Genomic DNA, 17866 nt, shown 5'->3' on the forward strand with positions numbered 1-17866 from the left:
CCACCGCTCACAACCCGGAAGGACACGACCCCATGCAGCTTCGAGTGCTCGATTTCGGCTCCCAGCCCGCCCTGCGATCCCAGGCGGTCTATCACGGCATGGCCCACCACATGCAACCCGGCGACACCCCGGTGCTCACCCTGGTGAATCCCTCGTCGCCCTATGTGTGCGTGGGCCTGCATCAGGATGTGGCGCTGGAGATGGATGAGGACTATTGCCGGGCGCATGAATTGCCGATCATCCGTCGCCATGTGGGCGGCGGGGCCGTGTATCTGGACCAGAACCAGCTCTTCTTCCACTTCGTCTATCCCGCCGAGAAGGCCCCACGGCGGGTCAGCGAGATCTATGAACATTTCATCGAGCCGGTGATCCAGACCTACCACCGCCTGGGGGTGCAGGCAGTGTTCCGCCCGGTGAACGACATCCATGTAGATGGCCGCAAGATCGGTGGTACCGGCGCCGCCTCCATCGGGGATGCCACCCTCATGGTGGGCAGTTTCATGTTCGATTTTGACGTGGACACCATGTCCCGGTGCCTCAAGGTCCCCTCGGAGAAATTCCGCGACAAGCTGCGCACTGGCATGTCGGACTACATCACCACCCTCACCCGGGAACTGGGCACGCCCCCCTCCCGGGAGACGGTGATCAAGACCTTCATGGAAGAGCTGGCGGTGCATCTGCGGGTGGAACCGGTCATGGACCAGGCCAGCGCAGCAGAAGAGGCATCCATTGCCGAGCAGGAAAAGGAACTCCAGGACCCTGATTGGACCTATCAGAAGGGACGACGATTCATCGAGCGGGGCGTGAAGATCTCCGCTGACACCCACCTGGCTGAAGGCGCCTTCAAGGCCCCCGGCGGACTGATCCGCAGCCGCCTGCTGGCCAAGGACGGCCACATCGTGGACCTGTCCCTGAGCGGCGATTTCACGGTATTCCCGGAGGATGGCATGCAGCGCCTGACCGACGCCCTCAAGGGCCAGCCCCTCACCCAGGGCTCACTCCAGGGCGCCACCCAGCAGGCCATGACCGACGTGTCACTGGACATCCCCGGCGTCACCCATGTGGACATCGCCACTGCCATCACCACCGCCTTCCGGGGCGCCTAGTCAAAGGGGACAGGAGTAAAAGGGGACAGACCCCTTTTTCACTGCTTTTTCAAAAAAGCAAAAAGGGGTCTGTCCCCTTTTACTCCTGTCCCCTTATTACTCCTCGGGCGGGCCCCCAGGCCCCTCGGCCACGCCATAGAAGCGGGCCACACGCACTGCAAAGTCGTAGATGGGCTCGGGTCGCGGCGCATCCGGCATGCCTTCAACGATGCGACGACCATCCCCCAGGTGCATGCAGACCACGTAGCGATACCCTCGGTTGAAGGGATAACGCTCGATGCTGATGCGCTGCACCCGGGTCAGATCATGTTCCAGCAACGGGTTGCGGCCGATAAGACGCTGTTTCTCAATGGCCACATGAGCCGGTGAATGCCGGAACCGATAGAGAGTGAACGGCGACAAACGCCACAAGGCATAAGCCGACATGCCGGCCAGGGCGATGAGGATGGCAAGGTTCGCCAAGGGAGGTGGGTAGCCATCCAGAAACTGGCGCAGGTAGATGGTGCCATAGACCACCAGTGCCACCATGGGCATGGCCTGCAACAGCATGGCCAGAGGATCGGGGTGACGAATTACCATATCCGATGGGTTCCTCCGGCGCTCATCGTCCCGTGCTTCTGCTCAGGTGCTGGCATCGTGGCAGCAGACATCATCGTTCGGCGATCTCGCTCATGGCGTGTTCAATGCGTGGGTACAGGAAGCTGTAACCGCCCTCCTCCTGCACCTTTCGCCCGGAAATGGTTTGGGAGTCCAGCACCACGTCCGCCATCTCTCCCATGGCGGCCCGCAGCATGAAGGCCGGGGCCGGCAAGAGGGCCGGACGGCCCAGTGCCTTGGCAAAGGCCTTGGAGAATGCCCGGTTGGTCACCGGGTGCGGCGCCACAGCGTTATACACGCCCCGCATCGAGTCCTCCTTGAGCGCCCGGGAGAGGATACCTGCCAGATCATCCACGTGGATCCAGCTCATCATCTGGGAGCCATCGGAGACGGGCCCGCCCAGGCCAGCCTTGAAGATTGGCATCAAGCGCCCAACCACGCCACCGCCCCGCCCCAGAACAACACCGATACGCACGATCACCAGCCGCGTGGACTCATTCACCCGTTCGGCTTCTGCCTCCCACTGCCGACAGATCTCTGACATGAAGCCAGCGGCGGGCTCGCTGTCTTCATCCAGAGGTTCCGGACGATTCACCGGGTAATATCCAATGGCCGAAGCCGACACCAGGGCACGGCACTGAGGGGCATGCGCATTGATGCCCTCCACCAGGGCACGGGTGGGTTCCACGCGGGAGTTGATGATCCTTTTCTTCTGCTGAGGGGTCCAACGCTTGCTGGCAATGCTCTCCCCCACCAGGTTGACGGCAGCCTCTACACCCTCAAAGGCATCCGGAGGAATGGGGGAGCGGGTATCCCACTCGATAATACGGAAGGTCTCCATGCCCAGCTTGCGCCGGGCACTGGCGGCATCGCGGGTCAGCACCACGAACTCGTGGCCCTGGGGCTGCATGCGCGCGATCAGCCGCGCACCGACAAAACCGGTCCCACCGGTGATGAGTATTCTCATAGGGTCTCCGTGTGCATCGCAGTCAGAGGGGCACCTGTGCCCCCGTGATGTTACTGGTCCTCATGCTCCCGGGCCTTCTCGGCCTTACGGCGCTCTCGTTCTTCCCGGTCGCGGCGCAGGGAGATGAACTGCCAGATACCAAAGGCGGCGACCACCCCGATGATGAATAGACCTTCCAGAACCTTGATGTCCGAACCCTCACCCATGGTCTGTTCCTCCTCAACTGGCCAAGTCTGAACCTACGCCGCAGCCCTTGGCCGGGTCAATCCCCGCGATTGTCTCCGTCCTGCCCCTTGAGCAGATCGCCCAGGGCGGCAAAAGGATTGTGCGTTGCCCCCGGGCCGGAGCCGTCGCCAGCGCCGCCCCCGTGGCCACTCATGGCTTCGGTGAGCCGCTGATGCTCGTTATCGTGACAATACACGCACAACAACTCCCAGTTGGAACCATCGGGCGGGTTGTTGTCATGATTGTGGTCCCGGTGGTGCACTGTCAGCTCGCGCACGTTCTTGTGATCAAAGGTGCGTCCACAGCGTCCGCAGACCCAGGGATACATTTTCAGGGCCTTGGCCCGGTAGCCCTTTTCCCGATCCTCGCGTTCACGGTGGCTGTTGGCAACCACTTGATCCAGTCGGCCACCGCCGGATGAATTCACTGCCATGCTGTTGTCCTCTTAATTCGTATGACCTGTGGCGCCAGGTGGCGCGCGCCGGCTGCCCGTCCGCCACACCCAGCCATCAGGCCGATTGTAGCCCGTCACCAGGTATCGCAGGGCCTGCACGTCCCGCAATAAGTGATGAAACCGATCCGCAACCCTGGACTGACCGCAGAGCAGCAGCCGGTCGCCCGTCTGGATATCGGTATCGGGCCCTGGAGTCAGCAGGGCCTCCCCCTCGCGCACCCGCATCAGGGGTACGCAATTGAAGGAGTCCCGCCAGGCATGGGTGGCATCCAGCAATGCGCCCAAGGTGACCGGCTGCTCCTGCAGCAGCCTGACGAGGGCTGGTACCGCCTTGTCGTTCACATTCACCAGCCACACTTCGGGGACCACCTCATCGGTGACAGCGGTAATCCGGCTCAGCAGTTCGTTGGCCCAGTCATCATCCATTTCAAGGGACAATTGCAGAAAACGGGCTAACAGGGGGGTACTGAGATGCGCCAGGATGGCCTCGGCGATCATCTCACTGGGCCGCATGGTGACATCGGGTTTGGCCGCCTTGAAAATATCCCGATTATCGCAATGATTCTGGCGGGCCACGATGAAAAGATCAGGGTTCAGGGCCCGTGCCGTCATGAGACAGGAAAGGTTATTGGCGTCCCCGTCGGTACCGGCCAGCAGTCCGACCACATTGGCAATGCCGGCCTGCTGCAAGGTATCGGCCTCCGTGCCACGTCCATGCAGACAGGGGCCATCCGGATCAGCCCGCTCAGGGATCTCCTCGATCACCACGGTGCCCATGCCCAGTGATTTCATGCCCTGTTTCACCGCCTGCCCCAAACGACCGAACCCCACCAGAATCCAGGTGCCCCTGGGGGGTTCCACGGGACGGGGCAGTGGCGCGTCGGGCACGCTGGTGAGCCATTCCCGCAGCAGGTACAACCCTGGAGATTGAAGCGCCAGGGTCAGGCGTTCGCCGAAGGCATCAAAAGGATTGACGATGTAGTCCGTGCCAAACGAAGCCATGTTGTCCTGGGTGGAACGGGTATGGGCTCGACAGACCACGGGCAGCGTCGGGTTGAGCAACTTGACGGTAATGGCGATCTTCAGGTTGGCATCGTCGTCATCCGTGACGGCCACCACGCCCCGGCACAGGGCATGACGCAACCCGGCAGTACGCAGGTGAGTCGAGATGCTGGCATCTCCCACCAACGCCGGCACGTGACTGATCAGGTCCATGAGTTCCAGGTCATTGATGCGCTCCGGGTTTTTGTCAATCACGATGACTCTGTGGCCCCGCTGAGCCAAGGCTTTCACCAGCATGGACCCGGTGTCCCCGTAGCCACAAATGATATAAAAAGGCTCCTGCATGCGCCTGACATGACGCTCAAAGCCCTGATAGCCCATGGCCTGCTTGAAAGCGGGCTCCTGGACCAGAGCGAGGATCTTCCCGATGGCGTACAGCCAGGCGATGATGGTGAGGTAGATGGAAAACATCACCCACAGGCGCTGAGCATCGCTGAAATCGTGGGGGATCTCGCCGAAGCCGGTGGTGGTGGCGGTGTAGCTAAGAAAATACAGCACATGAAAGATATCCATGCGCCAGACTTCTCCATGCTCGTCCACCCCGGGGATCAGCAACAGGCCGCTCCCCGCCAATGTATAGGCACCAATGAGCACCATGAGGGGGGTTCTCATGCGCCTCAGGAAGAGAAAGATGACCTTATCCATGGGAGCGCGGGACCATTGACCCTTAACGCCGCAGATTCACGGTATCGATGATCACCAGAACCACCGAGACAATGTTGGCTAGCAGTGCGCCGGCGGCCAGCGAGACGATGCTGGCCATGAACATGGCATCCATGCCGCCTGTGTGTATGTGAATGGCGTAGGTCCACACCACCGCGGCCGCGAATAACTGCAGATCCGCCACCAGCGAGCTGGCAAGCAGCAGCGCTCCGGTTTGCGTGCGATCGCCGAACTTGAGCACTGTGGCGACCAGATTCACGATAATGACCGCCAGCAATTCAAGCGTATTGTGATGATCGGGGTTGTCGAACTCACCCAGCACAAACCCGAAGTTCAGTGTCAGGGCCAGCAGAATGAAGAAACCAAAAAAGACCTTTTCCAGGCTCACCAGGGCGTCTCTTGAGATGAGGGGTATTCAATGGTCCTTGTTAATGGGTTCGGGATCAAGCGATGCCCGAAACCACCAGGAAGGCCCTAACGTATCAGCAGTACCCGCAGGCTGCGGGGTCCGTGAGCTCCAAGCTGTATGGTCTGCTCCACGTCAGCGGTTCGCGAGGGGCCGGTGATGAGGTTGACGGTTCGGGGCCAGGGTTGGCCCTGCGCCCTGAGGCGCGTCCAGGCATCTTCCAGGCAGTCCACCACATCCGCCGACGACAGCACCACGAGATGGTATTCGGGCAGAAAGTTGAGGGTGGTGGGGTCATCCGCACCGGAGGTGAGGACCAGGGTTCCCGTCTCACCTACGCCACAGACCGCTCGGCTCAGGCCGACTGTCTCATCGCCCTGGGCCGGGCCGAAGCGGGGCTCAAGCCCGGCCCCGGCCCAGTCCAGGTAGGCCAGCGCCGGGGCCACGACCAATGGTCCCCGCAGGCCCTGCTGCCGCATGAACCCGGACAGGTATCGGGGAATGTCATCCGGCTGTTCGATCCACTCCACGGTTCCACCCACCTGCTCCAACCCTGCCTGAAAAGCCTCCATTGTATCCATGGAGCCCCTCTCCCCTCCGGGGAGAGGGGTTGGGGTGAGAGGGAACTCAGGCACCCGGCCCGCCACACCCCTCATCCCCGACCCTTCTCCCCCACGGGGAGAAGGGAGATTATTGCTGAAACCCGTAGCCTGTGGTCCAGAGCCCCTCTCCCCTCCGGGGAGAGGGGTTGGGGTGAGGGGAGAATCAGGCAACCCGCCTCCCTTCCCCCACATCTCCATAAAACTGCGCCCCTCCGGCACTGGCAGATATCGCCCGCCCGAAAACCACCCGGACGCCATGGGCAAACGTCGAAGCACGCCCTTCCCCCTGCCGAGCCAGGCCAGAGTCCGCGCCGACCATCGGGCCACTGACCGATACAATCCCGGCCTGCTTGCTATCTGCCCCCACAGCCATCCCCCCCAGCGGGGCCCTCGACCCACCACCCGCTGCTCGAACTGATACTCCCGGAGCCCCCGGAGCATTTCCGGCAACGGGATCTTTACCGGACACACCTCGGCGCAATGGCCATTCAGCGTGCAGGCCTGGGGCAGATCAGGGGCATTGGCCAGGCCGCGGTTCAAAGGTGTTAACACCGACCCCATGGGCCCCGGGTACACCCAGCCATAGGCATGCCCCCCGATGGCCCCATACACCGGACAGTGATTCAGGCAGGCGCCGCACCGGATGCAACGCAACATGGTCCGGTAACGGGGATCGGTCAACATACCGGAGCGGCCGTTATCCACCAGCACCACGTGGTGCGCCAGTGGGCCATCCAGGTCATCGCCCCGGCGGGGGCCGGTGGACAGGGTGGTGTAACTGGTCATCGCCTGCCCTGTGGCACTGCGGCCCAGCAGACGCAGCAGGGTCGTCATGTCCTCCAGGGTCGGCACCACCTTCTCGATGCCGGTCACCGTCACATGCACCCGGGGCAGCGTGGCGGTCAGATCCCCGTTGCCCTCGTTGGTGACAATCACACTGGCACCGTTCTCGGCCACCAGAAAATTGGCACCAGTGATGCCCACGTCGGCAGTGAGGAAGCGTTCACGCAGCACGCTGCGGGCCTCGTTCACCAGTCCCGGGATGCTGGTGGTCCGCTCCTTGAAACCCAGTTCTTGATGATGCGTGTGGAAAAGTTCCGTGATCTGCTCGCGGGTCTTGTGGACCGCCGGGGCGATGATGTGGCTGGGGGTCTCTTGGGCCAGCTGGATGATGTACTCTCCCAGATCGGTCTCCACCCGATCATAACCGGCGTCATCCAGGGCCTCGTTGAGCCCCACTTCCTCGGCCACCATGGACTTGCCCTTGGTCACGCGCCGGGCGTCTGCCTGAGCGCAGATATCCAGAACGATGCGCCGGGCCTGCTCGGCGTCGGCGGCCCGGTGCACCTGGCCACCCTGGGCCTCGAAGGCCCGAATGAACTGATCCAGGTAATCTTCCAGGTGATCCAGGGTGTGATCGCGGATGGCCACCCCTCGGTCGCGCAGGGCCTCGAAGTCGGGCCGGGCGTCCACCGCCTTGCGGCGCTTGAGCACGAAGCCGTCGCGGGCCCGGCCCAGTGCCTGCGCCAGATGCCGATCCTTCAGTGCCACCCGGACCCGGGCCTTGAAATCTCCCGTGGACGGATTCATTCCTTGCCCTCCCCGATGGCTCGCCCCTCGGCGCGCCCGGCCAGCACCTCCGCCACGTGAAAGACCCGCACATCGCTACCCTCATGGCGCAAACGCCCAGCAATATTCAACAGGCACCCCAGGTCACCACCCAGCAGGAATCGAGCACCACTCTCGCTCACCCGCTGGCCCTTATCGGCCACCATGCGTCCGGAGATGTCCGGGTATTTCACGCTGAACAAGCCCCCGAACCCACAGCAGACCTGGGCGTCGGTCATCTCATTGAGTTCCAGCCCCTGCACCGTGGACAGCAGGCGGCGCGGCTGATCCCGCACCCCCAGTTCACGAAGCCCGGAACAGGAATCATGGTAGGTGGCCACGCCATTCAGGCGCGCATCCACCGACGTCATCCCCATCACATCCACCAGAAAGGCCGTCAGCTCGAAGGTTCGGTCGGCCAGGGCCCGCGCCCGGGCCTGCAGATCGGGGTCATAGGCGAACAGGGCCGGGTAGGCCCGCATCATGGCACCGCAGGTGCCCGAGGGCAGCACCACATGGTCGAAGTCCTCGAACTCCCGCAACACCCGCAACGCCAGGGCCCGGGCCGTGGCTCGATCGCCGCTGTTGTAGGCCGGCTGTCCGCAGCAGGTCTGCCCGCGCGGCACGCTCACCCGGCAGCCCGCTGCCTCCAGCAGATGGACGGCGGAAAACCCCACATTGGGTCGATAAAGGTCCATCAGACAGGTGGCATACAGGGCCACATGAGGATATGCGGGGGGATGTGCGGGGGAATTCACGGTCATGGCCGCCGTCGCGTAATGAATGGGCACTCCTGCCTAGGATAGACCGTCATCCCTGTGTTGGCAGCGACTTCCTGTCAACCCACTATACTTTCAGGGGCGCATCACTTTGGGTCGGAGCGGGCGCCAGGCTACCCAGCCACATCCGGCCGTTTTCATCGATCGGCGTCTGCCGCGCCGATCCACTTCAGGAAGAACTCAGGGGAGCGAAGACTGATGAATGACTATCTATTGTTTCGCAAGATGATCACGCCACCCTTCATCCACATCATTTTCTGGATTGGCGTGGCTGCCATTGTCGTCAGCGCGTTGGGGACCATGTTTGGGCAAAACTTCTTCGCCGGGGTATTGATGCTGGTGCTGGGCGTGGTGTTCTGGCGCATCAGTTGCGAACTGATGCTGGTTCTGTTCAGCATTCACGACCGACTCTCGGAAATCGCCAGGAAGCCGGGCTCTGGCCCGGACATGGGCACCTAAGTCCACGTACCCAGCGCCTCGGCAACGGCGCGGCCGAGACGCTGGGTATCTCCCTGACCTCCCAGGTCCGGGGTGAGCACCGCCTTGTCCCCCTGGGCCAGCACCTGCTCGATGGCAACCAGGATGGCAACACCTGCCGCCTTGTGCCCCAGGTGTTCCAGCATCATCGCAGCGGACCAGATCTGGCCGATGGGATTGGCGATGCCGCGGCCGGCGATATCCGGTGCGCTGCCATGCACCGGTTCAAACAGGCTGGGGAAGCGCCCCTCCGGGTTGATGTTCGCAGAGGGGGCGATGCCGATGGTGCCAGTGCAGGCCGGGCCCAGGTCCGAGAGGATGTCCCCAAACAGATTGCTGGCCACGACCACATCGAACCAGTCAGGGTGCTGCACGAAATGCGCCGTGAGGATGTCGATGTGGTATTGGTCCACCGCCACATCGGGATATCCCTCAGCCATGGCTGCCACCCGCTCGTCCCAGTAGGGCATGGTGATGGAGATGCCGTTGGACTTGGTGGCCGAGGTGAGCTTGCGGCGCGGGCGGCTCTTGGCCAGTTCGAAGGCATAACGGAGCACACGGTCGATCCCGATGCGGGTCATCACCGTGTTCTGGATCACCACCTCACGCTCGGAGCCCTCGAACATGCGCCCGCCCACGCTGGAATACTCCCCCTCCGTGTTTTCCCGCACCACATAGAAATCGATGTCCCCGGGCTTGCGATCAGCCAGCGGGCTGCGCACCCCGGGCATGAGGCGACAAGGACGCAGGTTGATGTACTGGTCGAAGGCACGCCGGAACTGTAGCAAGGAGCCCCACAGGGAGATGTGATCCGGCACCCGGGCGGGGTCGCCCACCGCGCCGAAGAAGATGGCATCAAAACCCTTGAGTTGTTCGAACCAGTCGTCCGGGAGCATGGCCCCGTGGGCCAGGTAGTAGTCGCAACTGGCGTAGGCGAAATGCTCGAACTCCATGCCAATCCCAAAGCGTTGCCCCACCACCTCCAGCGCCCGCAACCCCTCGGGCATCACCTCGGTACCGATACCGTCTCCGGGAATGACTGCGATGCGATGGCTCATGGGGGTTCCTGAGGGGGACGGAAGGGAACGCGATGATACCGGGTTTGGTGCTCATGCGGCCTGGGTCTACGCAAAATTTCCAGATTAAGTATAGTCTTAACCCCGAAAAAGCTGAGGCCCGCACGGCGCCTGGCGAGACATCCCTGCCGTTCGAGCGAGGTGAGTTGATGGATTCCCGTTACATCAGACGACTGCCCACTGTTCTGCTACTCCTGTGCCTGTCCCTCTGGCTGATCACCGGTTGCGACCGGGGAACGGGAATCTCCCGGATCCATCCGGACGAATCCGGGGTGTTGAGCGTGGTGACCCGGAACGGCCCCACCACCTATTACCTGGACCGACACGAGCGCCCCAGCGGACCTGAATACGACCTGGTGACGGATTTTGCCGAGACCCATGATTGGGAAGTCGATTGGATGGTGGTCGATTCCACTGCCCAGGTGATCGAAGCGCTGGAGTCCGGCCAGGCCCACCTGGCCGCTTCCGGGCTGACGCATCTGGAATCGCGTAACCAGCGTTTTGAACGGGGACCGGCTCACACCGAAGTCACCCAACAAGTGGTTTGTCATCGCGACCTGGCCAACAAGCCCACCCGGATACCGGATTTGGTGGGCATTGAAATCGCGGTGACGGCGAACTCCAGCTATACCGAGCGTCTTCGGGCGCTGGCGAGCGAGCACGAGGGGCTGAACTTCCGGGAAGTGAACAAGGGCACCGAGCGGCTACTGGGAGAAGTGGCGGAAAAAGCGCTGCAATGCACCGTGGCCGATGCCAACATCGTCAAGGTCAACCGCCGGTTCATGCCATCACTGAGCGTGGCCATGGATCTCACCGAGGGCCAGAACCTGGGCTGGTATCTGGCTCAAGGAGCTACGAAACTGACGGAACAGGCGTTCAGCTGGATGAACAGCCGGGAGGGCGATGAGGCTGTTGATCGCATGGAGCGGCGGCATTACGCCTACATCACTGAGTTCGATTACGTGGACTTAAGAACGCTGAACCGGCGCATCGAGGAACGCCTGCCCCAGTACAAGGACCTCTTCCTGACCGCTGAGGAGGAAACCGGCATGCCGGCCGACCTGCTGGCCGCCTTGTCCTATCAGGAGTCCCACTGGAACCCCAATGCCCGCAGCCCCACCGGCGTGCGCGGCATGATGATGCTCACGCAGAACACCGCACGCTCTTTGGGCGTCACTAACCGGCTGGACCCGGAGCAGAGCATTCTGGCCGGTGCCCGTTATCTGGAGGACCGCCACCGGCGTCTACCGGAACAGATCCCGGAACCTGACCGCCTCTTCCTGGCCCTGGCCAGCTACAACGTGGGACGCGGTCATCTCCTTGACGCGCGCCAACTGGCAAGGAATCTGGGGAAGAACCCGGACAGCTGGGCAGACATGCGGGAGGTGTTGCCACTGCTCTCGGATGAGCGGTATTACCCGCAACTGAGGTACGGCTATGCACGGGGGTATGAACCGGTGCACTTCGTACAGCGGGTCCGCAATTACCGTGATGTATTGAGTCAGGCGTTCGACTGAGCGTTGCCGCCGGCCTCAGGGGGTTTTTTCCCCGATGCGATCCAGCGCTGTCTTGAGGGCGTCTCGATCTCCCCACATCGGGTCGTTCTGGTCCAGGGCCAGGAAGGCCTCGATCCGATGCCGCAGGATGCGGTAGGCCTGTTCAAAGGCGGCGTCGATCTCCTCCTCCGTACCGGTGACCTTGGCCGGGTCATTCACCCCCCAGTGGGTGCGCAGGGCCGACCCCAGGTATACCGGGCAGGTCTCCCCGGCCGCACTGGCACAGACCGTGACCACCACATCCGGCATTTCCGGCAGGTCTTCCCAGGACTTGCTGTGAAGACCCTGAGTGGGGATGCCCTCCCGCTCCAGCAGGGCCAGGGAGCGAGGATGGACGGCCCCGGTGGGCTGGCTGCCGGCACTCATGGCCCGCACGCCCTCGGGGGCCAGGGCATTGAAGGTGGCCTCGGCCAGGATGGAACGGCAGGAATTGCCGGTACACAGAAACAGCAGGTTCATGGAGCGTTACTCTCTTGACCAATGGAACGGGACAGAAACAGCCCTCACGCGGGAGCGGCTCGCAGTCGCTCCCGCCGGGGGCATCAGCGAATGATGCTCAGCCAGCCGGCCAGGGCCAGCAGGGTCACCAGCAGCACCGGCGGCGTGATCAGGATGCCGATCTTGAAGTACTGCCCCCAGGTGATGTGAATGCCCCGGCGGGTCAGCACATGCAACCACAGCAGCGTGGCCAAAGAACCAATGGGCGTGATCTTGGGGCCCAGGTCCGAGCCGACCACATTGGCGTAGATCATGGCCTCCTTGATGACACCGGTCACCTGGGCCTCGTCGATGGACAAGGCCACCACCATCACCGCTGGCATGTTGTTCATGATCGATGAGAGGAAGGCGGCGATGAACCCGGCTCCCACGGCCGAGGCCATCACCCCGTACTGACCGATCCAGTTCAGGGCCCCGGCAATATCGGCGGTGAGTCCGGCATTGCGCAGGCCGTAGACCACCAGGTACATGCCGATGGAGAAGATCACGATCTGCCAGGGGGCACTGACCACTACCCGACGGGTGGAGATGACACGCCCACGGGCGGCCACGCCCAGCAACACCGCAGCGCCGACACCGACGATGGCGGAGATGGGCACGCCCATGGGCTCGATGACCAGGAAGGAGAACAGCAGCAAGGCCAGCACGCCCCAGCCTGCCTTGAACACCGCCAGATCCTTGATGGCCTGCTCGGGCTTGCGCAGTCCGCCCAGTTCATAGGTGCGCGGGATCTGCTTGCGGAAAAACAGGTACAACACGCCCAGCGAGGCCGCCACGGACACCAGGTTGACCACCACCATCACCGAGGCGTACTCCCGGAAGCTGATGCCGAAGAAGTCGGCGGAGACGATGTTCACCAGGTTGGAGATCACCAGCGGCAGACTGGCCGTGTCGGCGATGAAGCCGGCCGCGATCACGAAGGCAAAGGCCGCCCCGGCGGAGAATCCCAGCGCCAGCAGCATCTCCAGGACGATGGGGGTGAGCATCAGGGCCGCCCCGTCGTTGGCGAACATGGCGGCCACGGCAGCGCCCAGCAGGATAATGAAGGCGTAAAGCCTGGGCCCGCTGCCCGCACCCCACCGGGCCACGTGCAGGGCCGCCCATTCAAAGAACCCGGCCTCGTCCAGCAATAGGGAGATGATGATGATGAAGACAAAGGTCAGTGTGGCATTCCAGACGATGTCCACCACGATGGGCACATCGGAGAGCTGCACCACGCCAGTGGCCAGGGCCAGCCCCGCGCCCGCCATGGCACTCCAGCCGATACCCAGACCCTTGGGTTGCCAGATGACAAGGGTGATGGTGGCGACAAAGATCGTCAGTGCAGTGAGGAGCATGGATGGGTCCCTGGGTTCGGATTGCTGGTTTGAATATTTGGTTTGGGGATGAGGAGCAGCCCTACTCCTCTGCCCTGTTTTCAATCGCAGGTCTCGCTCCAGGACTCCACACTGGACCCACAGAGGCCGCTGGCGCAGCAGTGGGGTGGATCGAAAACAGCGACTTCGGTCATGATGAGCGCATCAATGGGAATGACATTGCTTGGCAATTATACGTATAAGCATATATACGATCAAACATATATGTACACGCCAACCACGAGAGACCTGACATGTTTGCACTGGCGGTTCGCCCCATCTGGCTTGCCATAGCCCTGTTCTGCGCCCTGGCGGCTGGCCTGAGTATCGGCCTGACCGAGATCTTCAATCTGCACCCCTGTCATTTGTGCATCTTCCAGCGCCTGTTGTTCATGGTTCTGGCGGTGCTGGCGCTGGGTGGCGCGCTGTTCGGTGCCGCCCTGCCAGGAACGATCCTGGGCGCGCTGGTGGTGGCAACAGCGGGTACGGGGCTAGGCTTTGCCAGCTACCAGAGCTGGCTTGAGCGCCAGCCCGCGGAACTGGGGTTTTCCTGCATGGGCGCGGAGCAAGGCCCGATCGAGCGGCTGGTGGAATGGCTTGGGGAGCAGGCCCCCACGCTGTTCATGGCCACGGGCATGTGTGACGAGATGGGACCGCAGTTCTTGGGGCTGTCCTTTGCCAACGCGGCCCTGGTTGGCCATCTCATCGTGGCCCTGTTGGGCATCTGGGCCCTATGGCGCAGCCGACAGGCCTTCTAGTCAAGACACCGGGGGTTTGGAGCGTCGTTTTACGATTCTTGATATACGTTTAATCATATATTAAGCTAAACAGATATTTACGGCAGCCCGGATACCCTCCTCATGCTGGAAATCTTCACCCAAATCGCCAATGTGGTGGCCTACACCCTGTTAGGGTTGGATCCGCAGACCTCGTTCGGGGTCGCAGTCCACTTCTTTGTCAAAAGCAGCACCACCATCTTCACGCTCCTGGTGGTAATGATCTACGTGATCGCCCTGATCCGCGCCTCCTTGAACGTGGAGCGAGTGCGTGCCTTCCTGGCCGGGCGCAACCGGGTGGTGGGGTATTTTTTCGGTTCCACCTTCGGCGCCATCACCCCTTTCTGCTCCTGTTCCAGCGTGCCGGTATTCATCGGCTTCACCTCAGCCCGGATCCCCATCGGGGTGACGATGGCCTTTCTCATCACCTCTCCCATGATCAATGAGGTCGCCGTTGTGGTCCTATGGGGGCTTCTGGGCTGGCAGTTCACCCTCATCTACATCCTGGTGGGCTTTGCCGTGGGGATGCTGGCGGGTGCCTTCCTGGATGCCATCCAGGCCCAGCGTTATCTGCAGCCCTTCCTTGCCGAGGCCTATGCCAAGGGGCAGGTCCCCGAAGGTGACGTCACGCAACGCGAGTCCATGACCTTGAAGGATCGGCACCTCTTTGCCCGAACCGAGACCCTGGACATCCTGGGGCGGGTATGGAAGTGGGTCTTCATCGGTGTGGGTCTGGGCGCCCTGCTCTACGGCTTCGTCCCAGATGGCTGGGTTGAGTCCCACCTGGGTGGGGGGCAGTGGTGGCAGGTGCCGGCTGCGGTGCTGCTGGGTATCCCGCTGTACACGAACATCACCGGCGTGGTGCCCGTCATGGAGAGCCTGATTCTTCAAGGCCTGCCGATTGGCACCACCATGGCCTTCTGCATGAGTACCGTGGCCGCCAGTTTTCCCGAGTTCGTCCTGCTCAAGCAGGTCATGCAGTGGCGTCTGCTCCTTATGGTCTTCCTGATTCTGCTGGTAGCCTTCACCCTTGCGGGCTGGATACTGAATCTGGCCGGGCCACTATTCACGCTGAACCTCTAACCGTTCACCCAGAAGAGGAATACTGATGAAAGACATCAAGGTACTCGGCATCGGCTGTGCACGCTGCACCGACACCGCCGACCTGATCCAGCGCACCATCAATGAGATGGGCGCGCAGGCCCAAGTTGCCAAGGACACCCGCCCGGAGGCCCTGGTCGAGCACAATGTCATGTCCACCCCGGCAGTCGTCATCGACGGGAAAGTGGTTCATAGCGGCTCCATGCCCAAGGCGGACCAAGTGCGCAGCTGGCTCTCGGATTGACAGGAAAACAGGATGTGGCGGCGCAAGGTTGCGGCCGCCACGGGTCCGGACACGGTCCTTACGCGGTGGCCTGATAGTCCGACTTCCAGCCGTCATACTGACGTACCAGGTCGTCCATCACCGCCTGCTCGAAGGGCCGAAGGCCGGAGATGACCAGCTTCTTGCGGCCACTCCCCACCACCTTATCGTCCGCCAGCAAGTCAAAGTCCAGGGCGACGTCACCGCGCTTGCCGTCCACCATCAGTTCCGCGTTGGAAAAACGCAGGCTGGGCGCCACGGCTGGCCACTGATCAAAGACAAAGGACATGCTGTTGTAGAACACCAGCGGGCGCTGAGGATTGACCATCACGTTGTGCTGCTTCATCAGCGGTACCAGAATATGGGGGAAATTCTGACCTGAAAACGCGGCATAGTCCCGTGTGAGGGATTCAATCAGCCGAGGGTCCATGGCGGGCTCCCCCTCGCGCTCCACTTCCAGGTAAGTCTTGCCTGCCTCATCCTGGATCGCCAGGCTGGACTCGGCGGAAGGCGAGAATCGCAGAGCCACATCGGCGCCCACCATATTGGTAAAACGGAAACTCATGCGCTGACTCACCCCATACTCATTGAGCACCAGACAGAACAGCAGGTCGCCAGGGACGCAGAATCGCTTGGCATCGGGGTTGTGGATGGGATTGAAGTCGCCGGCCACCTCCTTGGCAAAACGGCTGGCCTGATCCGGAGTGACTCGGACAGCCCCATTGTCACGGGCATGGAATTGGTCAAGGTAGGAAGGCAAGGGGTGAATCTCCCGGGCTCGGTGATTTGGCTGTTTCAAGGGATGGGGATTCTACTAAGCGCCGCAAGGCCAAGGCCAGTTTCCTGATCACCGCAAGGGCACCCACGTATGGCACTCATGGCATGCCCCTACTGCCAGGCCTGCAGGCGCTGAACGGCGTACTGGCCCTGCTGGGTCTGGGTGCCCACCTGTTGCACATAACGACGGTATTGCTGGGCGGCCGCCTGGCGATTCTGCATGCCCTCAAGGGCCACACCCTGCAGAAATACCGTATTCGGGTTGCCCGGCAGCATGCGCTCATAGCGCTGGAAATGGTCCAGGGCCGCATCCGGTCGGTTCATCGCCAGCTGATTGATGCCACTGAGGTGAACCGCCTGCCCCTCCCCGGGATAAGATGCCCGGGCCTGCTCCAGATAACGCTGCGCCTCCCGGTGCTGTCCCTGGGCGGATTTGGCCTTGGACATGAGCACCAGCCCGGGATAATCGTCCGGCACCTGCCGCAAGGCCTTGGCGAAGTGCTCCTCGGCCTGACGGGGTTGCTCCTGGGCCATGCGCTCCTCACCCGCCTGCATCTCCTTGATGGCCGGTTTGATGCGCCGCAGGTCGTGAGTGTTATCCATATACCGTTCCCGACGCACGTTGCGCCCCAGGGAGTCGCCATAACGGGACTGAGCCTCGCGCTGGGCGGTGTCAAAGCGTTCCTGGCTCATGGGATGGGTGGAGAACATGGTCTCCAGGGCATTGGGCTGGCGGTCGGACATGCCCCGTAGCATGTCCATGAGCTCCACCATCCCCTCAGGATTCTGGCCCGCTTCGGCCATGTACTGAAGGCCCAGGTCATCGGCCTCGCGCTCATTCTCGCGGCTGTAATGGGCCAGCAGAGCCGTGGCACCCACCGCGCTCACGGCGTAGATCAGGTTGCTGTACCCGGAAAGTTGCTCGGACTGGGCTGCGGCGATGCCGATGCCTCCCAGCGCCAGAGCGGCCAGTATGCCCTTGGTCTGACGTCGTGCCGTGTGCCGGGCATTCACATGGCCGGTTTCATGACCCAGCAGCGCCGCCAGTTGTGCCTCGTCGTCCATCTCCACCATGATGCCGCGGGTGCATGCCATGGTGCCGCCGGGGAACGTATAGGCATTGATATAGTTGGCATTGACCACATTATGGCTGTAGGGCATGTGGGGACGGTGAGAGACTTCGGCCACCGACGTGCCCACCTCGCTCACGTAGCGGTTGACCCGGGCATCACGCAATAGCCCATAATCATTGGAGAACTGGTGCGGCGCGTGCTGTTTGTCAATATTGATCTCTTCCTGCTCGGACATGAGCATGAGGCGTTGCTGGCCGGTGACCGGGTCAGTGGCGCAGCCCTGCAACTGGGGCACCACCACCGCGCCGGCGGAGGCAGCGGACATCAGCCAAAGGAAGTCGCGCCGGGTCATGCGGCGCTGGAGGATACGGTTACCTGGATGGGCGTCCATGATGCAATCTCCCCTGGTACGTGCCGGTCAGGATGTGGAATGTCAGTCTACCCCT

20 protein-coding genes are annotated in these 17866 nt (G+C 62.3%); 6 read left to right on the forward strand and 14 right to left on the reverse strand.

Annotated elements, in window-relative coordinates; all coding sequences use genetic code 11:
- Positions 1-32 precede the first annotated feature (32 nt).
- Positions 33-1106, forward strand: a complete 1074-nt coding sequence (locus tag LPW29_RS00630) for a lipoate--protein ligase (RefSeq protein ID WP_238626392.1) — start codon at positions 33-35, stop codon at positions 1104-1106.
- Positions 1107-1202: 96 nt separating this feature from the next.
- Here LPW29_RS00630 and LPW29_RS00635 read toward each other — a convergent pair whose 3' ends face one another.
- The 8 genes from LPW29_RS00635 to LPW29_RS00675 form a co-directional block, all read right to left on the reverse strand.
- Positions 1203-1685, reverse strand: a complete 483-nt coding sequence (locus tag LPW29_RS00635; protein WP_238626393.1) for a hypothetical protein — start codon at positions 1683-1685, stop codon at positions 1203-1205.
- Between the two features lie 70 nt (positions 1686-1755).
- The gene (locus LPW29_RS00640) at positions 1756-2670 is read right to left on the reverse strand and encodes a TIGR01777 family oxidoreductase (protein ID WP_238626394.1); all 915 of its coding nucleotides are present in this window, start codon (positions 2668-2670) and stop codon (positions 1756-1758) included.
- 50 nt (positions 2671-2720) lie between these two features.
- Positions 2721-2876 (reverse strand): hypothetical protein, encoded by a 156-nt coding sequence (locus tag LPW29_RS00645; protein WP_238626395.1) that lies wholly within the window; start codon positions 2874-2876, stop codon positions 2721-2723.
- 56 nt (positions 2877-2932) lie between these two features.
- Positions 2933-3322 carry a YajD family HNH nuclease gene (locus LPW29_RS00650; protein WP_370642780.1) on the reverse strand — a complete coding sequence of 130 codons (390 nt, stop codon included), beginning with the start codon at positions 3320-3322 and terminating at the stop codon, positions 2933-2935.
- Between the two features lie 18 nt (positions 3323-3340).
- Positions 3341-5056: a potassium channel family protein gene (locus LPW29_RS00655; RefSeq protein ID WP_238626397.1), complete on the reverse strand. Its 1716-nt coding sequence runs from the start codon at positions 5054-5056 to the stop codon at positions 3341-3343.
- A gap of 22 nt (positions 5057-5078) precedes the next feature.
- Positions 5079-5462, reverse strand: coding sequence for a DUF6394 family protein (locus tag LPW29_RS00660; RefSeq protein ID WP_090253673.1), 384 nt, complete (start codon positions 5460-5462; stop codon positions 5079-5081).
- Between the two features lie 86 nt (positions 5463-5548).
- The gene (locus LPW29_RS00670; protein WP_338018667.1) at positions 5549-7672 is read right to left on the reverse strand and encodes an LUD domain-containing protein; all 2124 of its coding nucleotides are present in this window, start codon (positions 7670-7672) and stop codon (positions 5549-5551) included.
- Positions 7669-8454 carry a (Fe-S)-binding protein gene (locus LPW29_RS00675; protein WP_238626398.1) on the reverse strand — a complete coding sequence of 262 codons (786 nt, stop codon included), beginning with the start codon at positions 8452-8454 and terminating at the stop codon, positions 7669-7671. The genes LPW29_RS00670 and LPW29_RS00675 overlap by 4 nt, the downstream gene beginning before the upstream one ends.
- A 213-nt stretch (positions 8455-8667) precedes the next feature.
- Here LPW29_RS00675 and LPW29_RS00680 point away from each other — a divergent pair, with 213 nt between their 5' ends.
- A complete protein-coding gene (locus LPW29_RS00680; RefSeq protein WP_090253679.1) occupies positions 8668-8928 on the forward strand; it encodes a DUF4282 domain-containing protein in 261 nt (86 codons plus the stop codon).
- Here LPW29_RS00680 and LPW29_RS00685 read toward each other — a convergent pair.
- Positions 8925-10004: a tartrate dehydrogenase gene (locus LPW29_RS00685; protein ID WP_238626399.1), complete on the reverse strand. Its 1080-nt coding sequence runs from the start codon at positions 10002-10004 to the stop codon at positions 8925-8927. The two genes, LPW29_RS00680 and LPW29_RS00685, sit on opposite strands and share 4 nt — an antisense overlap.
- Before the next feature lie 167 nt (positions 10005-10171).
- Here LPW29_RS00685 and mltF point away from each other — a divergent pair, with 167 nt between their 5' ends.
- Positions 10172-11539: a membrane-bound lytic murein transglycosylase MltF gene (gene mltF / locus LPW29_RS00690; protein WP_238626400.1), complete on the forward strand. Its 1368-nt coding sequence runs from the start codon at positions 10172-10174 to the stop codon at positions 11537-11539.
- Positions 11540-11554: 15 nt separating this feature from the next.
- Here mltF and LPW29_RS00695 read toward each other — a convergent pair whose 3' ends face one another.
- The 3 genes from LPW29_RS00695 to LPW29_RS15700 all read right to left on the reverse strand — a co-directional run bounded on the left by LPW29_RS00695 (position 11555) and on the right by LPW29_RS15700 (position 13586).
- A complete protein-coding gene (locus LPW29_RS00695) occupies positions 11555-12037 on the reverse strand; it encodes an arsenate reductase ArsC (RefSeq protein ID WP_238626401.1) in 483 nt (160 codons plus the stop codon).
- A gap of 83 nt (positions 12038-12120) precedes the next feature.
- On the reverse strand, positions 12121-13413 hold the full coding sequence (locus LPW29_RS00700) for an arsenic transporter (RefSeq protein WP_238626402.1): 1293 nt from the start codon (positions 13411-13413) through the stop codon (positions 12121-12123).
- Positions 13414-13493: 80 nt separating this feature from the next.
- Entirely contained in the window at positions 13494-13586 is a 93-nt protein-coding gene (locus LPW29_RS15700) for an arsenic metallochaperone ArsD family protein (protein ID WP_443112345.1), read from the reverse strand.
- Positions 13587-13685: 99 nt separating this feature from the next.
- Between LPW29_RS15700 and LPW29_RS00705 the strand changes: the two genes are divergently transcribed.
- The 3 genes from LPW29_RS00705 (at position 13686) to LPW29_RS00715 (ending at position 15552) form a co-directional block, all read left to right on the forward strand.
- Complete coding sequence (locus LPW29_RS00705) at positions 13686-14189, forward strand: disulfide bond formation protein B (protein WP_238626403.1); 504 nt, start codon at positions 13686-13688, stop codon at positions 14187-14189.
- A 102-nt stretch (positions 14190-14291) separates the two neighbouring features.
- Positions 14292-15290, forward strand: coding sequence for a permease (locus LPW29_RS00710; RefSeq protein WP_238626404.1), 999 nt, complete (start codon positions 14292-14294; stop codon positions 15288-15290).
- A 25-nt stretch (positions 15291-15315) separates the two neighbouring features.
- Positions 15316-15552, forward strand: coding sequence for a thioredoxin family protein (locus tag LPW29_RS00715; RefSeq protein WP_238626405.1), 237 nt, complete (start codon positions 15316-15318; stop codon positions 15550-15552).
- 58 nt (positions 15553-15610) lie between these two features.
- On the opposite strand, the gene LPW29_RS00720 is transcribed toward LPW29_RS00715, so the two are convergent.
- Both LPW29_RS00720 and LPW29_RS00725 read right to left on the reverse strand, forming a co-directional pair.
- Positions 15611-16330: a DUF3581 domain-containing protein gene (locus tag LPW29_RS00720; protein WP_238626406.1), complete on the reverse strand. Its 720-nt coding sequence runs from the start codon at positions 16328-16330 to the stop codon at positions 15611-15613.
- A gap of 128 nt (positions 16331-16458) precedes the next feature.
- Positions 16459-17811 (reverse strand): M48 family metalloprotease, encoded by a 1353-nt coding sequence (locus LPW29_RS00725; protein ID WP_090253696.1) that lies wholly within the window; start codon positions 17809-17811, stop codon positions 16459-16461.
- Between the last annotated feature and the right edge of the window lie 55 nt (positions 17812-17866).

Source organism: Ectothiorhodospira sp. 9100, assembly GCF_022227565.1.
In the GTDB taxonomy this organism is placed as follows: domain Bacteria; phylum Pseudomonadota; class Gammaproteobacteria; order Ectothiorhodospirales; family Ectothiorhodospiraceae; genus Ectothiorhodospira; species Ectothiorhodospira marina.